The 19,814-nt window shown below is 73.7% G+C and carries 18 protein-coding genes and 1 riboswitch; of the genes, 13 read left to right on the top strand and 5 right to left on the bottom strand.

Annotation, left to right across the window (positions count from 1 at the left end):
- Positions 1-130: 130 nt before the first annotated feature.
- The 6 genes from eccCa to HCJ94_RS03685 all read left to right on the top strand — a co-directional run bounded on the left by eccCa (position 131) and on the right by HCJ94_RS03685 (position 8,534).
- The gene (eccCa, locus tag HCJ94_RS03710; RefSeq protein ID WP_167999534.1) at positions 131-4,093 is read left to right on the top strand and encodes a type VII secretion protein EccCa; all 3,963 of its coding nucleotides are present in this window, start codon (positions 131-133) and stop codon (positions 4,091-4,093) included.
- A 220-nt stretch (positions 4,094-4,313) separates the two neighbouring features.
- Complete coding sequence (locus HCJ94_RS03705; RefSeq protein WP_167999533.1) at positions 4,314-4,622, top strand: WXG100 family type VII secretion target; 309 nt, start codon at positions 4,314-4,316, stop codon at positions 4,620-4,622.
- A 28-nt stretch (positions 4,623-4,650) separates the two neighbouring features.
- The gene (locus HCJ94_RS03700) at positions 4,651-4,929 is read left to right on the top strand and encodes a WXG100 family type VII secretion target (RefSeq protein WP_155329142.1); all 279 of its coding nucleotides are present in this window, start codon (positions 4,651-4,653) and stop codon (positions 4,927-4,929) included.
- 82 nt (positions 4,930-5,011) lie between these two features.
- Positions 5,012-6,574: a type VII secretion-associated serine protease mycosin gene (gene mycP / locus HCJ94_RS03695; protein ID WP_167999532.1), complete on the top strand. Its 1,563-nt coding sequence runs from the start codon at positions 5,012-5,014 to the stop codon at positions 6,572-6,574.
- Between the two features lie 31 nt (positions 6,575-6,605).
- Positions 6,606-7,166 (top strand): hypothetical protein, encoded by a 561-nt coding sequence (locus HCJ94_RS03690; RefSeq protein WP_167999531.1) that lies wholly within the window; start codon positions 6,606-6,608, stop codon positions 7,164-7,166.
- Between the two features lie 15 nt (positions 7,167-7,181).
- Positions 7,182-8,534 carry a WXG100 family type VII secretion target gene (locus tag HCJ94_RS03685; RefSeq protein WP_167999530.1) on the top strand — a complete coding sequence of 451 codons (1,353 nt, stop codon included), beginning with the start codon at positions 7,182-7,184 and terminating at the stop codon, positions 8,532-8,534.
- Between the two features lie 242 nt (positions 8,535-8,776).
- Here the strand turns inward: HCJ94_RS03685 and mycP (HCJ94_RS03680) are convergent, their stop codons facing one another.
- Together mycP (HCJ94_RS03680) and HCJ94_RS03675 are read right to left on the bottom strand one after the other, a co-directional pair.
- Positions 8,777-10,012, bottom strand: coding sequence for a type VII secretion-associated serine protease mycosin (mycP, locus tag HCJ94_RS03680; RefSeq protein ID WP_309227132.1), 1,236 nt, complete (start codon positions 10,010-10,012; stop codon positions 8,777-8,779).
- 9 nt (positions 10,013-10,021) lie between these two features.
- A complete protein-coding gene (locus HCJ94_RS03675) occupies positions 10,022-10,384 on the bottom strand; it encodes a helix-turn-helix transcriptional regulator (protein WP_167999529.1) in 363 nt (120 codons plus the stop codon).
- Between the two features lie 198 nt (positions 10,385-10,582).
- Between HCJ94_RS03675 and HCJ94_RS03670 the strand changes: the two genes are divergently transcribed.
- Positions 10,583-11,296 (top strand): carbonic anhydrase, encoded by a 714-nt coding sequence (locus HCJ94_RS03670; protein WP_167999528.1) that lies wholly within the window; start codon positions 10,583-10,585, stop codon positions 11,294-11,296.
- Between the two features lie 139 nt (positions 11,297-11,435).
- Here HCJ94_RS03670 and HCJ94_RS03665 read toward each other — a convergent pair whose 3' ends face one another.
- On the bottom strand, positions 11,436-12,452 hold the full coding sequence (locus HCJ94_RS03665; RefSeq protein WP_167999527.1) for a coiled-coil domain-containing protein: 1,017 nt from the start codon (positions 12,450-12,452) through the stop codon (positions 11,436-11,438).
- A gap of 4 nt (positions 12,453-12,456) precedes the next feature.
- Positions 12,457-12,587, bottom strand: a riboswitch (cyclic di-AMP (ydaO/yuaA leader).
- Positions 12,588-12,753: 166 nt separating this feature from the next.
- On the bottom strand, positions 12,754-14,100 hold the full coding sequence (locus HCJ94_RS03660; RefSeq protein ID WP_167999526.1) for a YibE/F family protein: 1,347 nt from the start codon (positions 14,098-14,100) through the stop codon (positions 12,754-12,756).
- A gap of 522 nt (positions 14,101-14,622) precedes the next feature.
- On the opposite strand from HCJ94_RS03660, the gene HCJ94_RS03655 reads away from it, so the two are divergent.
- Positions 14,623-15,252 (top strand): DUF305 domain-containing protein, encoded by a 630-nt coding sequence (locus HCJ94_RS03655; RefSeq protein WP_167999525.1) that lies wholly within the window; start codon positions 14,623-14,625, stop codon positions 15,250-15,252.
- A gap of 107 nt (positions 15,253-15,359) precedes the next feature.
- Here the strand turns inward: HCJ94_RS03655 and HCJ94_RS03650 are convergent, their stop codons facing one another.
- Positions 15,360-15,662, bottom strand: a complete 303-nt coding sequence (locus HCJ94_RS03650; protein ID WP_167999524.1) for a metal-sensitive transcriptional regulator — start codon at positions 15,660-15,662, stop codon at positions 15,360-15,362.
- 93 nt (positions 15,663-15,755) lie between these two features.
- On the opposite strand from HCJ94_RS03650, the gene HCJ94_RS03645 reads away from it, so the two are divergent.
- The 5 genes from HCJ94_RS03645 to HCJ94_RS03625 all read left to right on the top strand — a co-directional run bounded on the left by HCJ94_RS03645 (position 15,756) and on the right by HCJ94_RS03625 (position 19,797).
- Positions 15,756-15,965 carry a heavy-metal-associated domain-containing protein gene (locus tag HCJ94_RS03645; protein WP_167999523.1) on the top strand — a complete coding sequence of 70 codons (210 nt, stop codon included), beginning with the start codon at positions 15,756-15,758 and terminating at the stop codon, positions 15,963-15,965.
- Between the two features lie 28 nt (positions 15,966-15,993).
- Entirely contained in the window at positions 15,994-16,989 is a 996-nt protein-coding gene (locus HCJ94_RS03640; protein ID WP_167999522.1) for a DUF8832 domain-containing protein, read from the top strand.
- Positions 16,990-17,001: 12 nt separating this feature from the next.
- The gene (locus HCJ94_RS03635) at positions 17,002-19,260 is read left to right on the top strand and encodes a heavy metal translocating P-type ATPase (protein WP_167999521.1); all 2,259 of its coding nucleotides are present in this window, start codon (positions 17,002-17,004) and stop codon (positions 19,258-19,260) included.
- Positions 19,261-19,329: 69 nt separating this feature from the next.
- Positions 19,330-19,503 carry a CsbD family protein gene (locus HCJ94_RS03630; protein ID WP_167999520.1) on the top strand — a complete coding sequence of 58 codons (174 nt, stop codon included), beginning with the start codon at positions 19,330-19,332 and terminating at the stop codon, positions 19,501-19,503.
- Between the two features lie 150 nt (positions 19,504-19,653).
- Positions 19,654-19,797 carry a hypothetical protein gene (locus HCJ94_RS03625; RefSeq protein WP_167999473.1) on the top strand — a complete coding sequence of 48 codons (144 nt, stop codon included), beginning with the start codon at positions 19,654-19,656 and terminating at the stop codon, positions 19,795-19,797.
- Positions 19,798-19,814: the final 17 nt, after the last annotated feature.

Below are 19,814 nucleotides of genomic sequence, written 5' to 3'. Positions count from 1 at the left end.
CCGGCCGGCCGGGCCCGCGCCGCACGGGTCCGTGACGCCCACGGGAGATTACCTACGATGGCGGGCGCGTACGATGCCCACCCGACGACCCGGGCCGCCCGCGCGATCGTCTCAGGGGGAGGAGACAGCCGTGAGCACGGTGGTGTTCCGCCGACCGCCACGCCAGCCGGGCCCGGCCCTGCCGCGGGGCGAGGTCCTGCTGGAGTCGCCGCCGGAGCTGCCGGAGCCGACGCCGCGCGGGATGGGTCAGCTGCTGATGATCCTGCCGATGGTCTGCGGCGTCGGGGCGATGGCGTTCCTCTACGCCGGGCGTGGCGGCGGCATGATGACGTACGTCGCCGGTGGTCTGTTCGGCATCTCGATGCTGGGCATGGCGATCGGCTCGCTGAGCAACGGCAACAACGACAAGGCGGAACTCAACGCGGACCGCCGCGACTACATGCGGTACCTGGCGCAGATGCGCAAGCGCACCCGGCGCGCCGCCGAGCAGCAGCGGGCCGCGATGGCGTGGCGCCACCCGGAGCCGGACGCCCTGTGGTCGGTCGCCGCGTCGCGCCGCCTGTGGGAGCGGCGGATCACCGAGGACGACTTCGGTGAGACCCGCATCGCCACCGGCCCGCAGCGCCTCGCGGTGGAGATCGTGCCGCCCGAGACCAAACCGGTCGAGGATCTGGAGCCGATGAGCGCGATCGCGCTGCGCCGGTTCGTCCGCGCCCACTCGACCGTGCCGGACCTGCCGACCGCGCTGTCGGTGCGCTCGTTCAGCCGGGTGGTGCTGCGCGGCGACCGGGAGCCGGTGCTGGACCTGGCCCGTGCCGCCCTCGGCCAGCTCGCGACCTTCCACGCGCCGGACGACCTGGTCGTCGCGGTGGTGGCCGCCCCGGACCGGCAGGGAGCCTGGGACTGGGTGAAGTGGCTGCCGCACGCCCACCACAATGGACGCAGCGACGCGGCGGGCGCGCGCCGGCTGGTGTTCCCCAGCCTCGCCGAGGCGGAGGAGTCGCTCGCCGGCGAGCTGGCCGGTCGGCCCCGCTTCGCCCCGGAGGCGAAACCCCTCACCACGGCGCCGCACCTGGTCGTGGTGATCGACGGCGGCGAGGTCTCGGCGACCTGCCAACTGATGGGGGCGGGGCTGCTCGGTGCCACCGTCATCGACCTCTCCGGCGCCGTGCCGCGCGACGCCGGCCGCTGGCTGCTCTGCCTCGACGTGGGCGACGGCACCTCGCTGGAGCTGGTGCGCGGCACCACGTCGTCCCGGCTCGGCACGCCCGACCGGCTGAGCGCCTCCGCCGCCGAGGGGCTGGCCCGGCAACTGGCGCCGTTCCGGCTCTCCCAGCAGCAGACCACCGCCGACGAGCCGCTGGCCCGCAGCATGGAGCTGCCCGACCTGCTCGGCGTCGGCGACGCCGCCACACTGGACGTCCGGCAGAGCTGGCGGCCGCGCAGCCACCGGGACCGGCTGCGCATCCCGCTCGGCGTCGGGCCGGACGGAAACGTGGTCGAGCTGGACTTCAAGGAGTCCGCGCACGAGGGTATGGGCCCGCACGGCCTGGTCATCGGGGCCACCGGTTCGGGTAAGAGCGAGCTGCTGCGGACGATCGTCGGCGCGCTCGCGGTCACCCACTCCTCGGAGGAGCTGAACTTCGTCCTGGTCGACTTCAAGGGTGGCGCGACCTTCGCCTCCCTGGAGGCGTTGCCCCACACCAGCGCGGTGATCACCAACCTGGCCGACGAGCTGCCGCTGGTCGACCGGATGCGGGACGCGCTCGCCGGCGAGATGACCCGGCGGCAGGAGGTGCTGCGGGCCGCCGGCAACTACGTCTCGCGGTACGACTACGAGAAGGCCCGGGCGGCCGGCGAGCCGCTGGAGCCGATGCCGAGCCTGCTCATCATCTGCGACGAGTTCAGCGAGCTGCTCGCCGCGAAGCCCGACTTCATCGACCTCTTCGTGATGATCGGCCGGCTGGGCCGCTCGCTCGGGGTGCACCTGCTGCTGGCCAGCCAGCGCCTGGAGGAGGGCAAGCTGCGCGGTCTGGACACGCACCTGTCGTACCGGATCGGTCTGCGTACCTTCTCCGCCGTGGAGAGCCGGATCGTGCTCGGCGTGCCGGACGCGTACGAGCTGCCGAACGCCCCCGGCCACGGGTACCTGAAGACCGACACCAGCACGATGCTCCGGTTCCGGGCCGCGTACGTGTCCGGGCCGTACCGGGCGCCGGGGCAGGCCGCCGCCGCGTCCCAGGCGATGGTCCAGCGGCGGATCGTGCCGTACGGCGTGGACTACCTCCCGGTGCGGGACCCGCAGGTGCCGGTGCCGGCCACCCCGGAGCCGGAGCAGCCGGCCGAGGGCAAGACCGTGGCGATGCTCGACGTGCTGATCGACCGGATCACCGGGCAGGGCCGTCCGGCGCACCAGGTCTGGCTGCCGCCGCTGGCCGACCCGCCGGGCCTCGGCGAGCTGCTGCCGGCGCTCAGCGCCCACCCGACGTACGGGCTCTGCACGGCGAACTGGGCGGGCCGGGGGCAGCTCACCGTCCCGGTGGGCGTGGTGGACCGCCCGTACGAGCAGCGTCGCGACCCGTTGCTGGTGGAGCTGGGCGGCGCCGGCGGCAACGTGGTGATCGTGGGTGCCTCGCTCAGCGGCAAGAGCACCATGCTGCGGACGCTGCTGGCGTCGCTGGCGCTGACCCACACTCCCCGCGAGGTGCAGTTCTTCTGCCTCGACTTCGGCGGTGGCGCGCTGCGCAGCCTGGACGGGCTGCCGCACACGGCCGGCGTCGCCGGCCGGCGGGACACCGAGGCGGTCCGGCGGACCGTGGCCGAGGTGGTGGCGGTCCTGGACGACCGGGAGACCCGGTTCGCCCAGCACGGCATCGACTCGGTGGCGAGCTACCGCCGCCGGCGGGCCGCCGGTGAGTTCGCCGACGACCCGTTCGGTGACGTCTTCCTCGTGGTCGACGGCTGGAACACGCTGCGCCAGGAGTACGAGGAGCTGGAGCAGACCATCACGAACCTGGCCAACCGCGGGCTGGGCTTCGGCGTACACGTGATCCTGACCGCCGTCCGGTGGGCGGAGATCCGGATCAACATGCGGGACCTGCTCGGCACGAAGCTGGAACTCCGCCTCGGCGACCCGAACGAGTCGGAGATCGACCGGCGGGCCGCCGCGAACGTCCCGACCGGCTCACCCGGCCGCGGCCTCACCCGCGACAAGCTGCACTTCCTCACCGCGGTCTCGCGGGTCGACGGTCGCCGGAGCATCGAGGACCTGACCGAGGCGTCGGTCGCCCTCGCCCGGCACGTCGCGGCCGCCTGGCCCGGCCGGCCGGCGCCGAAGGTACGCCTGCTGCCGCGCAGGTTGCCCGTCACGGAGCTGGCCCGGATCATCGACCGCTCGGCGCCCGGTCTGCCGATCGGTGTCAACGAGTCCGCACTCGCCCCCGTCTACCTGGACCTGGCCAACGAGCCGCACCTGACGGTCTTCGGCGACGCGGAGTGCGGCAAGACGAACCTGCTGCGGCTGATCGCCCGGCAGATCACCAAGCGGTACACCCCGGCCCAGGCCCGGCTGGTCATCGCCGACTACCGGCGCGGGCTGCTCGGCGCGGTCGAGGGGGACCACCTGCTCGACTACGCGCCCTCCAACCAGGTGTTCGCCCAGGGGCTGGCCTCGATCCGCAGCGCGCTGTCGAACCGGCTGCCCGGGCCGGACGTCACCACGGCGCAGCTGCGCGACCGCAGCTGGTGGAAGGGACCGGACCTCTACATCCTGGTGGACGACTACGACCTGGTCGCGTCGGGCGGGAACAACCCGCTCAGCGCGCTGCACGAGCTGCTGCCGCAGGCCCGCGACATCGGTCTGCACCTGATCGTCACGCGGCGGGTCGGCGGCGTGGCCCGGGCCCTGTACGAGCCGGTGCTGCAACGCCTCCGGGAGCTGGACTCCCCGGGTCTGCTCATGTCCGGCAACCGGGAGGAGGGCGCGGTCTTCGGCATCCTCCGGCCGAGCCCGCAGCCGCCCGGCCGCGGCACTCTGGTCCGGCGGCGTGACGGCCAGCAGCTCATCCAGACCGCTTGGGCGGAGCCGGTCTGAGCGCTGTCCGATGTGGACGGCGATGCCGTCTCGGAGTGGACTATTGCGCCAGCAACGAACGCATCACCGTCCGTCACATTTGTGGTCGGGCGGGGCTGCGCCGCGTTGCGTCGGTCCGCTACGGTCTCCTGAGGAGTGTCCGTCGGTGGGGTTGTGAGCCTTGCCGCGGGGGAGGGGCGCGGCAGATCCGCCGCCACAAGAAGACGGAGGGGTGTGAAGCATGGCGTTCGAGGTCGAAGCAGCGACTCTACATACCGCCGCGAGTGACGTGCGGTCCACGCGCAGCGAGGTCGACGGCGAGCTGAAGAAGCTGTGGAACGTGGTCGACGATCTGGCGATCGCGTGGAAGGGCCAGGCGTCCACCGGGTTCCAGACGCTCATGCAGAACTGGAACGACAACACCACCAAGCTGCTGACGGCGATGGACAACATCGCCGACCTGCTCGACAAGTCGGGCACGACGCACCAGGTCAACGACGAAGAGCAGCAGCAGATGCTGGACAAGTTCCACGCTGCTCTCAACCCGTGATCCGACGAGACGAGCAGGGGAGGAACTCATGAGCATCAAGGTCGATTACGCGGTCCTCGAGAACGCGAACCAGCAGATGCAGACCATCTCGCGGACCATCGACGAGAAGCTGGACACGCTGCGCTCCATGCTGTCGAAGCTCCAGTGGGACGGCCAGGACCGGGCGGCCTACGAGCAGCACCAGGCCCAGTGGGACTCGGCGGTGCGCGACATCAACCGCATCCTCAACGAGATCGGTGGCGCCGTGGGCATCGCCCGCGAGAACTACGTCAACACCGAGATGAGCAACGCCAAGGTGTGGGGCTGATCCGAACGTCGACGCGGCTCCGGTCCGGTCAGACCGGGCCGGAGCCGCGCCATGTTCGCAGCCGAGTGGTCCTGGGGGAGTCATGCGTACGGGGAATCGTTTCCGGCCACTGCTGGCGCTGACCGCCGCCGCCGTGGCGCTGGCCGTCGGCGCCGGTCCGCTGGCCGCGCCCGCCCCGGCCCGGGCCGCCGACACGGTCCGCGGCCTCCAGTGGTACCTGGACACGCTCAAGATCTCGCAGGCCCACCAGATCACCAAGGGGCGTGGCGTGACGGTGGCCGTGATCGACAGCGGCGTCGACCCGACCGTCCCCGAGCTGCGCGACCAGGTGCTCAAGGGGACCGGCCTCGGGAACGCCAGCGCCTCCGACGGCCGCCGTGACGACGACAAGGAAAAGGCGCACGGCACCTCCATGTCGGGCATCATCGCGTCGCGCGGGGGCGGCGAGATGCGGCACCTCGGCATCGCACCCGAGGCCAGGATCCTGCCGGTCGCGCTGGGTCGGCCGTTCGACATGGACGACGTCGCCGAGGGAATCCGGTGGGCCGCCGACGCCGGGGCCGACGTGATCAACGTCTCCTCCGGCGAGAAGGGCCCGCTTCCGGTGACCGCCGGCCCGGAACGTGAGCGACTGGTGCAGGCCGTCCGCTACGCCCTCGACAAGGACGCCGTCGTGGTGGCCAGCGCCGGCAACCGGAAGCAGGGCGCTACGCGGGTGAACAGCCCCGCCAACATCCCGGGCGTCATTGCCGTGACCGGCCTGACCAAGCGCGGCGCCGCGTTCGCCGAGAGCGTGCACGGCCCGGAGGCGGTGCTGGCCGCGCCGATGGAGGACATCATCTCCCCGCGACCCCGGTCGGTGTCGCCGAACGGGTACGGCATCGGCAGCGGCACCAGCGATGCCGCCGCGATCGTCTCCGGCGTGACGGCTCTGGTCCGGGCACGGTATCCGGATCTCGACGCGGCCAACGTGGTCAACCGGATGATCCGCACCGCCCGCGACGGCGGTGGGCCCGGGCGGGACGACCAGTACGGCTTCGGCGCGGTCGACCCGGTCGCGGCGCTCACCCGTTCGGTGCCGGCGGTGCGGTCGAACCCGTTGCTGACGTCCACTGCCGACACCTCGGCCGGCCCGACGCGTCCGGTGGTGGTCGCCGAGGACGACGGGCCGGCGGTGGCGATCACGTTCAAGAAGGGGCCGGGCGCCTGGATCACCGGCGCATTCTGTCTCGCCGTGCCGATCGGTCTCGTGGTTCTCGTTGTGGTGCTGGTCCGGCGCTCCCGCCGCCGGCCGCCCGCGGGCCCGCCCGGTATCCGGCCACCGGGCTTCCCGCCGCCCGGCGCCGGCCAGCCGGTTCCGCCGGGTTTCCCGCCCAGCCAGCCGGGCTTCGCGCCCGGCCAGCCGGGCCAGTCGGGCCTAGCACCGGGCCAGCCGGGCCAACCGGGGTTCCCGCCGGGCCAGGGGGGCCACCCGGGCTTCGGGCCGGGGCAGCCGGTCGGGCCGGGAGCGCTGCCGGGGCAGGCGTATCCACCGCCGTCCGGCCAGTCCGGGTTCGCGCCCGGTTCCGCGCCGTCCGGCCCGACGTCCGGCGTGCCGGGCGTACCCACGCCACCTCCGCCCGCACCCGGTGGGCACCAGCAGTAAGTCAGATCCAGTCGGCTAGGGGGAGGAACCGATGACGGAGGAACGGACGACACCGGTCGACCGGGCCGAGCAGCCGGAGGAGATCCGGCTGGACAATCCGATTCCGGTGCCCATCACGCCGTTGGTGCCCACGATGCACCTCGACGGCATCACGATGGACAACGTCAACCGGGCGGAGCGGCCCACGGCGCTGATGCCGGGAGCCAACGAGGCCGGCGCGCGGACGGAGTGGGACGCGACCAGCCTGGAGGAGGCGATCCGGTGGCTGGAGTCGCACGCCGACTTCCTGCACAAGCAGTCGTACCAGATGGTGGAGATCCAGGACCGGATGGGCGGCAGCGCCACCGCCGGCATGCCGACCGGCACCAGTCCGCTCGGCACGTTCCCGAGGGCGCAGGACCTGGCGACGAAGCACTCCTCGCTCTTCACCAGCACCCAGCAGAGCGTCCGTAACCTCGCCGAGGACCTGTACCAGGCGGCGAACGCGCTGCGCGAGGTCAAGGAGAACTACGAGACGGCCGAGCGGGCCAACGCGATGTCGGCCGCCGAGATGGAGCGCGTCTTCAGCGACGCCTCCAAGCAGAAGGCCTGACGGGGAGGGGGAGCGGTGCCGAGCTGGGAAGAGATGTGCCAGCAGGTGGTGGTGGCGGGCCGGCCGGGTGACGTGGCCACCGCCGCCTCGCTCTGGGAGCAGCTGCTGAAGAACGTGACGGCGGTCAAGGAGAGCCTGGACAAGAACGTCAAGGATCTGGGTGAGGTCTGGAAGGGCGAGGCGTACGAGGCCTTCAAGACGAAGGTCACCGGGATGGCGACCAAGGCGGAGAAGATCGTCGAGGCCGCCGAGGGCCAGGACGGCATCGTCCAGTCGCTGCGGAACGCGGCGGACCGGCTGACCGCCGCCCAGTCCTCGTTCCCGGTCCCCGCGAGCTGCGTCAACGACGTCCTCGAGGCGCGTAACGGCCGGCTCGTCATCGACACCGGGCTGTTCGAGATGCGGGTGAAGCCCGACTTCATGGGTCTGCTCGACCCGTTGACCGGCCTCTACGACTGGATCAACGACAAGTCGGAGGAGGCGGCGCGCGTCTACGGTGACGTCAGCGGCGACTACGTCGCGGTCGATCAGGGGATGCCGGGATCGAGCACGCAACAGGTCGACACGACGCCGGACATGCGTACGCCGGACCTGGGCACCGGCCCGGGCGGCGCGGGCGGGCTCGGCGGGGCGCCGAGCGCCGGCGGGATGCCCTCCACGGGCGGCATCGGCGGCGGCGGGCCGTCGATCGGCGCGGGTGGCCTGCCCGGCACCGGCTTCCCGGGCGTCGGCTCCGGCGTCCACCCCGACCTGGCCGGCGGCGGCTACGGCTCGGGCGGCGGCTACACGCCGGGCACCGGCAGCCTCGCCGACGACTACGGCAGCGGCCTGGCCGGGGCCGGCGCCGCCACGGCGCCCGGTCTCGGCGGCGGCCTGCCCGGCACCACCGGTCTCGGTGCGGGCGGCGGTGCCGGTGGCGGCGCGGGGCTGGCCGGCGGCGGCATGATCCCGGGCGGCGGTGCGCTGGGTCGCCCGGTGACCCCGGGCATGGCCCCGATGATGGGCGGCGGCATGGCCGGCGCGGGTCGCGGCGGAGGCCGTGGTGCCGGCGGCCGGCTGGGCGCGGCCGGCAAGCTCGGTGCGGGTGCCGGGATGGCGCCGATGATGGGCGGCGGCGCGGCCGGCGCCGGTCGGGGCGCCGGCGGCCGGGGTGCCGGCCGGGGAGTGCCGGGCGCGGGCGCGGCCGGCGTCGGCGGTGCCGCCGGCCGGGGTGCCGGTGCCCGCGGTGGTGCCGCCGGCGTCGCCGGGATGGGTGGCCACGGCGGGGCGGGGTACGGCGACGAGGACGTCCCCCGCAACACCTGGCTGGAAGAGGACGAGGACGTCTGGGGCGCGGACGGCGGCGGCACGCCCGGCGTGCTGCGCTGATCCGACGTCACGCCACCGCCCGCACCGCCTCCACCGGGGCGGCTGCGGGCGGTGGCGCGTCCGGCCGCGAAACGTTCCCTCCGCCAAGGCGGAGCGCCGGTGCCACGCCCGTGATCGACTCGATGCCGGGGGGCACCGGGGTGTCCGGAGGCGGGGATGCCGCCATGCCGCCGGCATCGTGTGGCCGCGGGGACTGCCGCCGGTGTCGTCGGCCGGTCAGGTGGGCCGGTTCGGCGGTCTGGTCAGGTGGTCGTGGTGGGGTCCGCTGGGCGGCGGCCCGGCCGCCAGCCGCGCCGACGGCCCCGATCGAGGATCGGCTTGACGGCCAGGAGCAGCACGGCCACCAGCGCGCCGGTGGCGGCCACCCAGAGCGCCACGTCGCGCTGCCAGGCCAGCGGGTCCGCAGGCGCGGCCGGTGCGGCCAGCGCGTCGGGCGGCGGGTCGGTCCGGTGCCCCAGCAGGGCGGACACCGCCCGGTACGGGTTGACCACACCGTGCCCGACCTCGGCGTTGTGGCCGTCGGGCGGGCTGTCCGCCGTACGGGCGAGCCGGTCGGCCACCTGCGCCGGGTCGAGGTCGGGGTACGCGGAGCGCACCAGCGCGACCACCCCGGACACGTACGCGGCGGCGAAGCTGGTGCCGCCCTGCGGCTCGGCGAGGTACCCGTCGCCGCCCGGGGCGGGGCCGACGATGTTCAGGCCCGGGGCGGCGATGTCGACGTACTCGCCGCTCACCGAGCTGCCCACGTGGCCGCCCTGCTCGTCCACACCGGCGACCGCGATGACGCCCGGGTACGCGGCCGGGTACGCGGGCAGATCCTGCTGGTTCTCCTGCCGGTTGCCGGCCGCCGCGACCACCACCACGCCCTCGTCCAGCGCGTACCGCACCGCGTCGGCGAGGTCCGGCCGGTCCAGGGTGACCAGCGACAGGTTGACCACGTCGGCGTCGTTGTCCACCGCCCAGCGGATCGCCCGCGCGATCTCACCCGGCAGACCTTCGTCCACTGTGGTGCGGGTGTTGGGCAGTACGCGTACCGGAAGGATCCGGGCCTGCGGCGCGATGCCGCTGAACGGCACTCCGGTGCCCTCCCGGCCGGCGATGATCCCCGCCACGATCGTGCCGTGCCCGGCGAGGTCGCACTGGCCCTGCTGCTGGGGAAGGCTGTTGAAATCGCGACCCTCGCGGACCTGGCCTCGCAGGGCGGGGTGGGTGGCCGAGACCCCGGAGTCGATGACCGCCACGGTGACCCCGGCGCCCCGGGAGAGGCGCCAGGCCGACGCCGGTTCCAGCCGCCGCAGCGGCCAGGGCGTCTCGGTGGGTGCCGCCGTGCCCGTCGGCCCGCAGCGGGGCGCAGCCGCGGCCGGGGCGGGCGCGACGGCGACGGTGCCGAACAGGAGGAGGGCGGCTCCACTCAGGAGGACCCGTGCCCCGGCTCGGCGGGCGGGAGCGGGCCGGCCCGGTCGGAAGCTCTCGCGCACGCGGTGAGACTACCGCCGCCCGTCACCGGCGCGGGTGCCGCCCGTTGCGCCGTCGTCCGCCGGTTCGTCGGTGAAGAGCGCCAGGAGGGCGCCGACCTGACGGTCGGCCTCGGCGGGGTGCCGGAAGCGGCCGGAGGGGTTCAGCGTGTACTCGTTGCGCCGGCCCACCCGGGTGCGTTGGAGGTAGCCGCCCGCCTCGAGATCGGCGACGATCGCCTGCGCGGCCCGCTCGGTGACGCCGACCTCGTCGGCCACGTCCCGGAGCCGGGCGGTGGGGTTGCGGGCGATGGCGAGCAGCACGTGCCCGTGGTTGGTGAGGAACGTCCAGTTCCGGGTGCTCCCCTGCTCTCCTGTTGTCGCCATGCCCGACATCGTATGACCCGTCGTTCCGGTTTTCCCGGCACGGCCGGGGCGCTCGCGGGGGCACCCGCAAGGGTCCGGCGACATATGAAGTGCATATCACGCATACCTTGACGTGCGTTTTGCTGCGTGTGACGGTGGGTTTCGGCCCGAGTCCAGCGCCGGTCCGGGTCCCACCAGGTTCGTCACTCGCAGGGACGAGGTGAGGGGATGAGTCACCCCGGAATGCCCGGCACGCAGCCGGGCCCGGATGGGAAGCCCGCCGGCCCTGTGGGCGCCGCTGGTCCGGCCAGCCCCGAGCAGGCGCTCGCCGAGCTGCGCGCCGGCAACCGGCGCTTCGTAACCGGTGAACCGCGCCACCCCAACCAGGACGCCGGCCGCCGGGCGGCGGTGGCGGACGGGCAGCAGCCGTTCGCCGTGATCGTCGGCTGCTCCGACTCCCGCCTCGCCGCCGAGATCATCTTCGATCGCGGCCTGGGTGATCTGTTCGTGGTCCGGACCGCGGGGCACACGGTCGGCCCGGAGGTGCTCGGCAGCGTCGAGTACGCGATCACCGTGCTCGGCACGCCGCTGGTGGTCGTGCTCGGCCACGACTCCTGCGGCGCGGTCCAGGCGGCCCGCGAGGCGGACGCGACCGGGACGCAGCCACCCGGGCACCTCGGGGCCGTGGTGGACGCCGTGGTGCCCAGCCTGCGCCGGGCCGACGCCGAGGGTGTCGCCGACCTCGACGGGATCGTCGACATCCACATCGCGCAGACCGTCGAGGCGATGCTGGACCGGTCGGAGGCGCTCGCCGGGGCCGTGGCCGCCGGCCGGTGCGCGGTCGTCGGCATGTCGTACCGTCTCGCCGCCGGTGAGGTGCGGACGGTGGCCGGCGCGGGCGACCTGACCGCCGCCGACCCGGCCGCCCGCGCCGCCGCCTGACCAACGCCGCCGCGCGCCGCCTGATCAACGCCGCCGGACCAACGCCGCCGCGCGCCGGCTGACGAACGTCGGCCGCACCAGCGCCGAACACGCGAAGGGCCGCCCCGCACGTCGCGGGGCGGCCCTTGCACGTCAACGGCTACAGCAGTGATACGTGCACGTGGTCCGTATGGGCCGACGGCCCGCTGTACGACTTCCAACCGGTCGCCGGGAACCAGATCTGCCGGTTCCAGATCACGTAGTAGATGCCCAGGCGGTCGGCGTTGCGGACGAGGAATGCGGTGAGGTTGTTGCCGTACATCCGCATGTCGTTGTTGTACCAGGAGCGGAACCCGCTGTTCTGCAGCGACCAGTCACAGGCCCGGCCCTTGGGGTGTTCGTACGGCCCGCCGGACCGGTAACAGCCGACGAACCGTTTGAACCCGGCCCGTCGCACCTCGTTGTACATGTGCAGCGTCCGGGGGGTGACGCAGCCGCCGGTGGTCGGGTCGTTCTCGCTGCACGACTCGGACCTCCAGTCGCCGTCCCCGGTGCGGCCCGGGGCGATCCGGGCGACCGGCGACGTCGCGCTGACCAGGCCGCCGGTGAGCCCCCGTCCGCCGACCAGGCGGAGGGCCTTCTCGGCCTCGGTCTTGCCGCGCTTGAGGTCGTTGGTCAGCTTCTGCTGCTCCCGGACCTCGGCGTCGAGGGCCAGCTTGGCCTGCTCGGCGCGGTTCTTCACCGCGTTGACCACGGCCAGGCGCTTGTCGTTGACGAGGTTCAGCTCGTCGAGGGCCGACGCGCGGGCGATGAACGAGTCGGGGGTGTTCGCGCCCAGCAGCATCGACATCGCGCCGATCCGCCCGGTCCGGTACGACTGGGCGGCGATCTCGTTCACCTGAGGGGCCAGGGCGGCGAGGTCGGACCGCGCGCGCTGGAGTTCCAGCTCGAGGGCGAGGCGCCGCTCCTCGGATTTCTTCAGCCGGGCCTGGGCCTTGACGAAGTCCCGGTTCCGGGCCTCGATGAGGTCGCCGAGCAGTTTCGGCTCCTCGTCGTGCCCCGAGGGCTTGGGGGGTGTGGTGGGGGCGGCCGACACCGGGGCCGGCCCGGCGAACACGGCCAGCGCGGCGAGCACGGCCACCACGGGTGTCAACCAGCGGCGTAGGGGTGCCGTCACAGTGTTCCCTTCCGTCGACCGCCGACCGGGTTAGCTGACGGGTTCGGGACGGAAGCGGCCCCTACCGCTGGCGCGGATTCACCCCACGTACCTGGTTCCCCGGCTCGCCTCTCGGCGATTGGGCGGTGGCCCCGCTGGCGCCGGTGCGCGCGTTCGGCGGTGACCGGCAGCGAGGTTACCTGACAGGCGTCCTGGGGATCTACGTCCGGAAGCCGACCAAACGCGCTATTTCGTAAGCGCGCTGCGTAATCAGTGACGCGTTTATCAGGGGGGTGGGACGGCGTCGTCACTGTGTGGAGTGTCACCATCCGGTGTCCGTACTCCTGTCTCGGTCGGGCCACCCGGCGGGGGTGGCGGGGGCGGTGGTGCCGGCGCGCGGCGCGCTCAGCGCCTCCAGCGCGTCCGTCCGGTCGGCTGCCGGCCGGGGGGCCGGAGCGGGGGCGTCCGGGTCCGCCGGCCGATCACCGCGCCGCCCGGCGGTGGTGACCAGGGCGGCGAGCGCGGTGGTGAGCGGAACCGCGGCGATCAGGCCGAGCGTCGCCACCGCGCTGCGGACGATCTCCTGGGCGAGGAACTCGCTGGTGAGGATCTGGCTCGCGGCGCGCGAGTCAGCGGTCAGCAGGAGCAGCACGGGCAGCGAGGCGCCCGCGTACGCCAGCACGATGGTGTTCACCGTGGAGGCGATGTGCGCCCGGCCGACCCGGGTCGCGGACCGGTAGAGCTGGCCCCGGGTCAGCCCCGGGTTGGCGTGGGCCAGCTCGGTGACGGTGGCCGCCTGGGTGACCGTGACGTCGTCGAGCACGCCCAACGAGCCGATGATGATGCCGGCCAGCAGGAGGCCGTGCAGGTCGACGTCGGCCTGGAACATCGACAGCGTGGTGGCCTCCTCGCTGCCGTACCCGGTCAGGTGCGTGGCCGCGGTGGCGAGCGTGCCGAGCACGCCGGTGAGCACCAGGCTGCCGAGCGTGCCGAGCACCGCCACCGACGTCTGCGCGGTGACGCCGTGCGTGAGGTACAGCACCACGAACATGATCAGTGCGGCGCCGACCACCGCGACCAGCAGCGGCGACCGGCCGGCGCTGATCCCGGGCAGGACGAACGTCAGCAGGATCGCGAAGCTGGCGGCCAGGCCGGCGAGCGCGGCGAGGCCACGCCACCGGCCGAACGCGACGATCGCGGCGGCGAAGAGCGCCACCAGCCAGACCAGCGGTTCGCCGCGCTGGTGTTCGGCGATGTTGTACGCGCTGGCCGACGGATCGGCCGGGTCGGTCAGCTCGACCAGGATGATCTCGTCGCCGACGGCGACCTCAGGCGCGCCCGGCCCGGCCGGGACCGGGGTCTCGACCTGCTGCCCCGCGTCCGGCCCCTGGTCGACCCGGACGGTCACCGTGCCGCAGGGGCCGTCACCTGTGGCCGGGCCGCCCTCGGGCGCGTCCGGGGTGGGCGGGCACGGCTCGGTCACCACCTTCGTGACGGTGCCGTGGTAGCGGGGCGGTTCGGTGCCCGCGTCGACCTCCCGGGCGTCGCGGGGCCAGAGCGCCAGGGCGGCGACCAGGGTGGCGAGGAAGAGGGGGACCACCGTCGCGACGAGGATCCGCCGCACCCCGGGTGGGGTGGACGGAGCGGGACGGGTGTGGTCGGCGCCCATCGAGTGTCTCCCAACGAATCCAGGGCGGGGTACGGGCCGGCGGGTCGATCGGTTCAGCGTCTCCCGGAACTCCTCACGAGGGGTGCCCGAGGGTGGTGGCGTGGCCACGTACCGTGCCCGCCGTGCCGGGCCGGACGCGGCCACGCGCGGTCGGCGGCGGCGTCGGAGCCCCGGCGCGGAAGCGGGCCGGGTGGTGTGGAATCCGTAGGGCCATCGGCCGAATCGTAGCCACCGCGCTCCTTCGGCGCAGGTCGCGTGCTGTGGTGTCGGCGGTCGGACCTGACGGTCGACGCCCGCGGGGCGGGTGCGGAGAGCCATGTCGAGGGCATGGAGCGGCACCCGACGCCCGGCGACGGACACCTGCGCCGGGTGCGGCTCGACCCGGCCGGGTCGTCCCCCGACGGTGGCGGTTCCGGCGGGCGCGGCGAATCCGGCGGCCCGAGGCGTTAGCGTTCCGGGTTGGGCGGTGAGAACGGCGGCGGGCCGGATGGCCCGGCCGCACGGAAAGCGAAAGGCTCAACCGTGGACACTCGTACCCTCGCGCGCCGGGCCGCCCTGGCTGGCGTCGCCGTCGCCGCCACCCTGGCCCTGTCCGCCTGCGGCAGTGACGACCACTCGCCCTCGGGCCGGGACAGCACGACCGCCGCGCCGACGACCGGCGCCGCCACCCCGGCCAGCCCGGCCGCCGTCGGCGACGCCGACGTCATGTTCGCCCAGATGATGATCCCGCACCACCGGCAGGCGGTGGAGATGGCGGAACTGGCCGAGACCCGGGCCGCCGACCAGGAGGTCAAGCGGCTCGCTGCGGAGATCAAGGCGGCGCAGGCCCCGGAGATCGCCACGATGAGCGGCTGGCTGACCGCCTGGGGCCGGCCGGTGCCGTCGTCCTCCGCCGACATGCCGCACATGGACCACGGCATGCCCGGGATGATGTCCGAGGCCGACATGCGAAAGCTGGCTGCCGCGTCGGGCCGCGACTTCGACCGGCAGTTCCTGACGATGATGGTCGCTCATCACGAAGGTGCGATCACCATGGCCCAGGCCGAGCTGTCGGAGGGGGTCAACCCGCAGGCCAAGGACCTGGCTCAGGAGATCATCTCGGGCCAGCAGGTCGAGATCGAGATGATGCGGAAGATCCTCGACCGGCAGTGACCCGGCTCTGATCAACCCTGGTTGCGGTCAGTCGCGGTGTCCGGATCGGCGGACACCGCGACAGACGCGAACGGCGCGGCGCTCGCCGAGAGGGCGCGTCCGGCCCGTCAGCCGCGCTTCATCAGCCGGCCCACGGCGGCCATCATCTCGCTGGCCATCTCGTCGGCCCGGCCCTCGGCGGCACCCTCGTGCATGCAGTGCCGCGCGTGCCCGTCGAGGAGGCCGAGGGCGACCTTGTCCAGCGCGGCCTGGATCGCGGAGATCTGGGTGAGGACGTCGATGCAGTAGCGGTCCTCGTCGACCATCTTCTCGATGCCCCGGACCTGCCCCTCGACGCGGCGCAGCCGCGCGAGCAGCTGGTCCTTGGTGGCGGTGTAGCCCCGCGTCGGGGCCGGCGTGGGTGTGGTCATGCCGACAAGGATAACGTACCCCTTGGGGGTATGTTAGTGTCGTGAGCAACTACCCCCTAGGGGTATCTTCGGTGACGGCGAAGGAGAGGTTCCATGGTCACCACCACGTACCAGGTGCAGGGCATGACCTGCGGGCACTGCGTGAGCTCGGTCAGCGCCGAGGTGAGCGCGATCAAGGGCGTCAGCGACGTCCGGGTGGATCTGGCCACCGGCCAGGTCACCGTCACCAGTGAGAGCCCGTTGGACATCGAGATCGTGCGTGCCGCGGTCGACGAGGCCGGCTACGACCTCGTCGGCGCCTGACGGCGACACGGGGAAACCGAGGTATCCCATGAACACGGCGACGAAGCTGAGCGGTTTCGCGCTCGGCCTCGCGGCGGTGTTCGGCGCGGCGTACGGGGTCGGTCAGGTGACCGGCCCCGTCGCCCCCGCCGCCGAGACCCGCCACGACGACACCGGACACGCCGGCGAGACCTCGCACGGCGACGACACCAGGCACGGCGACAGCGGCGCTGCCCACCTGCCCGGCGGCCTGCTCGTCTCCGAGCGCGGCCACACTCTCCGGCCGGTCGCGGCGCCCGCCGGCCAGTTCGCCTTCCAGATCACCGGGCCGGACGGCGCGCCGGTGACCGCGTACGAGGTGGCGCACGACAAGCGGATGCACCTGATCGTCGCCCGCCGCGACCTCAGCGGGTTCCGGCACGTGCACCCGGAGATGTCCCCGGACGGCACCTGGCGGGTCGACTCACCGCTGGCCGGGCCGGGCGTGTGGCGGGTCTTCGCCGACTTCACGCCGGGCGGCGGGGAGCCGCTGACCCTCGGCGTGGACGTGACCGTCCCCGGCGTGCTGACCGAGCGGCCGCTGCCGGCGCCCGCGACCAGCACCACCGTCGACGGCTACACGGTCACCCTGGCCGGAACGCCGCAGCCGGGCCGGACCAGCGAGCTGACGCTGACGGTGAGCCGGGACGGCGTACCGGTCACCGACCTGGAGCCCTACCTGGGCGCGTACGGGCACCTGGTCGCGCTGCGCCAGGGCGACCTCGCGTACCTGCACGTCCACCCGGACGGCACGCCGGGTGACGGCCGGACGAAGCCCGGCCCCGACGTGACCTTCTTCGCCGAGGTGCCCTCCGCCGGCACCTACCGGCTCTTCCTGGACTTCCAGCACGGCGGCGTGGTCCGCACCGCCGAGTTCACCATCGTCGCCGGCGCGGCCGGCGGGACGGTCACCGCCGTCCCGGCCGCACCGACGCCGACCAGCACGAGCGCACCCGCCCCGACCGGCGGCACCGACCACGGCGCCCCCGGTCACGGGCACGACTGACGGGACGGCGTGATGACCACCACGAGCAAGCAGCCCCTACCGATGGCGCCGAACCAGATCGAGCTGGCGATCGGCGGGATGACCTGCGCCTCCTGCGCCGCCCGCATCGAGAAGAAGCTCAACCGGATGCCCGGCGTCACCGCCACGGTCAACTACGCCACCGAGAAGGCCACCGTCGCGTACGCCGACGAGGTGACCCCCGGCGACCTGATCGCCACGGTCGAGAAGACCGGCTACACGGCCGTCGTGCCCCGCCCGCCGGTCCCGGCCGGTGGTGAGCCGGCCGCCGAGCCGGTGGACGAGCTGCGCGGCCTGCGTACGCGGCTGTGGGCCTCGATCGTGCTGACCGTGCCGGTGATCGTGCTGGCGATGGTGCCGGCGTGGCAGTTCACGTACTGGCAGTGGCTGTCGCTGACCCTGGCCGCCCCGGTGGTGGTCTGGGGCGGCCTGCCGTTCCACCGGGCCGCCTGGGTCAACCTGCGGCACGGCGCGGCGACCATGGACACGCTGGTGTCACTCGGCACCCTCGCCGCGTTCGGCTGGTCGGTGTGGGCGCTGTTCCTCGGCACCGCCGGCACGCCGGGCATGACGCACCCGTTCAGCTTCGACATCGTGCGCGGCGACGGTGCGGGCAACATCTACCTGGAGGCGGCGGCCGGCGTCACCACCTTCATCCTCGCCGGCCGGTACTTCGAGGCGCGGTCCAAGCGCACCGCCGGCGCCGCCCTGCGGGCCCTGCTCAAGCTGGGTGCCAAGGACGTGGCGGTGCTGCGCAACGGCGTCGAGACCCGCGTCCCGGTCGACCAGCTCGCGGTGGGGGACCGGTTCGTGGTCCGCCCCGGCGAGAAGGTCGCCACCGACGGCGTCGTGGAGGAGGGCACCTCGGCGGTCGACGCGAGCATGCTCACCGGCGAGTCCGTCCCGGTCGAGGTGGCGCCCGGCGACACCGTGGTCGGCGCCACCGTCAACGCCGGTGGGCGGCTGGTCGTACGCGCCACCCGGGTCGGCGGCGACACGCAGCTCGCCCAGATGGCGCGCCTCGTCGAGGCCGCCCAGACCGGCAAGGCGGCCGTGCAGCGGCTCGCCGACCGGATCTCGGGCGTCTTCGTCCCGATCGTGATCGCTCTCGCCGCCGGCACGCTGGGCTGGTGGCTGGGCAGCGGGGCGGGTCCGACGGCCGCGTTCACCGCCGCCGTGGCCGTGCTCATCATCGGCTGCCCGTGCGCCCTGGGCCTGGCCACGCCGACCGCCCTGCTGGTCGGCACCGGGCGGGGCGCCCAGCTCGGCATCCTGATCAAGGGGCCGGAGGTGCTGGAGTCCACCCGGCGGGTCGACACGGTCGTGCTGGACAAGACCGGCACGGTCACCACCGGCCGGATGACCCTGGTCGACGTGCTCCCGGCGACCGGGGAGGACCGGGCGGAGGTGCTCCGGATCGCCGGCGCCCTCGAATCCGCCTCCGAGCACCCGATCGCCCGGGCCGTCGCCGCGGGCGCGGCCGAGGCCGGCGGGCTGCCGCCGGTGGCCGGCTTCGCCAACCTCGAAGGGCTGGGCGTGAGCGGCTCGGTGGAGGGCCGCGAGGTGCTGGTCGGCCGGCCCCGGCTGCTCCGGGAGCGGGGTCTGGTCGTACCCGAGGAGATCGCGGCGGCCGTCACCGCCGCGGAGGCCCAGGGGCGGACGGCGGTCCTGGTCGGTTGGGACGGGCGGGCCCGGGGCGTGCTGGCGGTGGCCGACGTGGTCAAGCCGACCAGCGCGACGGCGGTCGCCCGGCTTCGGGACCTGGGCCTCACCCCGGTGCTGCTCACCGGCGACAACGAGACCGTCGCCCGGGCGGTGGCGGCCGAGGTCGGGATCGACGAGGTGATCGCCGAGGTGCTGCCGGCGGACAAGGCCGCGGTGGTCCAGCGGCTCCAGCGCGACGGCCGCGTCGTGGCGATGGTGGGCGACGGGATCAACGACGCCGCCGCGCTCGCCCAGGCCGACCTGGGGCTGGCCATGGGCACCGGTACGGACGTCGCGATCGAGGCGTCCGACCTGACCCTCGTCCGGGGTGACCTGACCGCCGCCGTGGACGCGATCCGGCTCTCCCGGCGCACCCTCGCGATCATCAAGGGCAACCTGTTCTGGGCCTTCGCCTACAACGTCGCGGCGCTCCCGCTGGCCGCGGCCGGGCTGCTCAACCCGATGATCGCCGGTGCCGCGATGGCGTTCTCGTCGGTCTTCGTGGTGGCCAACAGCCTCCGCCTCCGGGGCTTCCGCCCGGTGGGGTGACCCACGGTTGGACGCCCGCGTCCGGGGTACATCGTGACCGAACGGCACCCCCGGATTCTGGAGGCCGACATGGGTATCGAGGACAAGGTCAACAACACCGCCGAGAACACCGCCGGCAAGATCAAGGAGGGCGCCGGGCGCGCCACCGACAACGAGCGGCTTGAGGCCGAGGGCCGGAACGACCAGGCCGGCGCCAACCTCAAGCAGGCCGGCGAGAAGATCAAGGACGCCTTCAAGAGTTGATCAGGGCGTACGTGTCACCGCCGGGACGGCCACGTGCCGCCCCGGCGGTGACGTGTCCCGCCGACGAGTCCACTCGTTGCCAGGACGACGCCGATGGCGGCGTCATCGGCGTCCACAGGGGACGTCGTGGTGCAGAACGGGGGTGAACCGGTGTCCCGGTTCGTCGTGCTCGCGCGGCGTGCCGCCGCTATCGCGGCCCTGGCCGTGCTGGTCCTCGGGGCGCACGACGAGCGCCGGGGCGAAGCCGGAGCCCCACCACCGCCCTCGCCCGCCCCAGCCAGCGCCACCCCCTGACGGGCCGGCGTCTGGAG

The organism is Micromonospora thermarum (assembly GCF_012034245.1).
GTDB lineage: Bacteria > Actinomycetota > Actinomycetes > Mycobacteriales > Micromonosporaceae > Micromonospora > Micromonospora thermarum.
The sequence above is the reverse complement of the archived record's forward strand: the minus strand, read 5'-3'. Positions and strand labels throughout refer to the sequence as shown.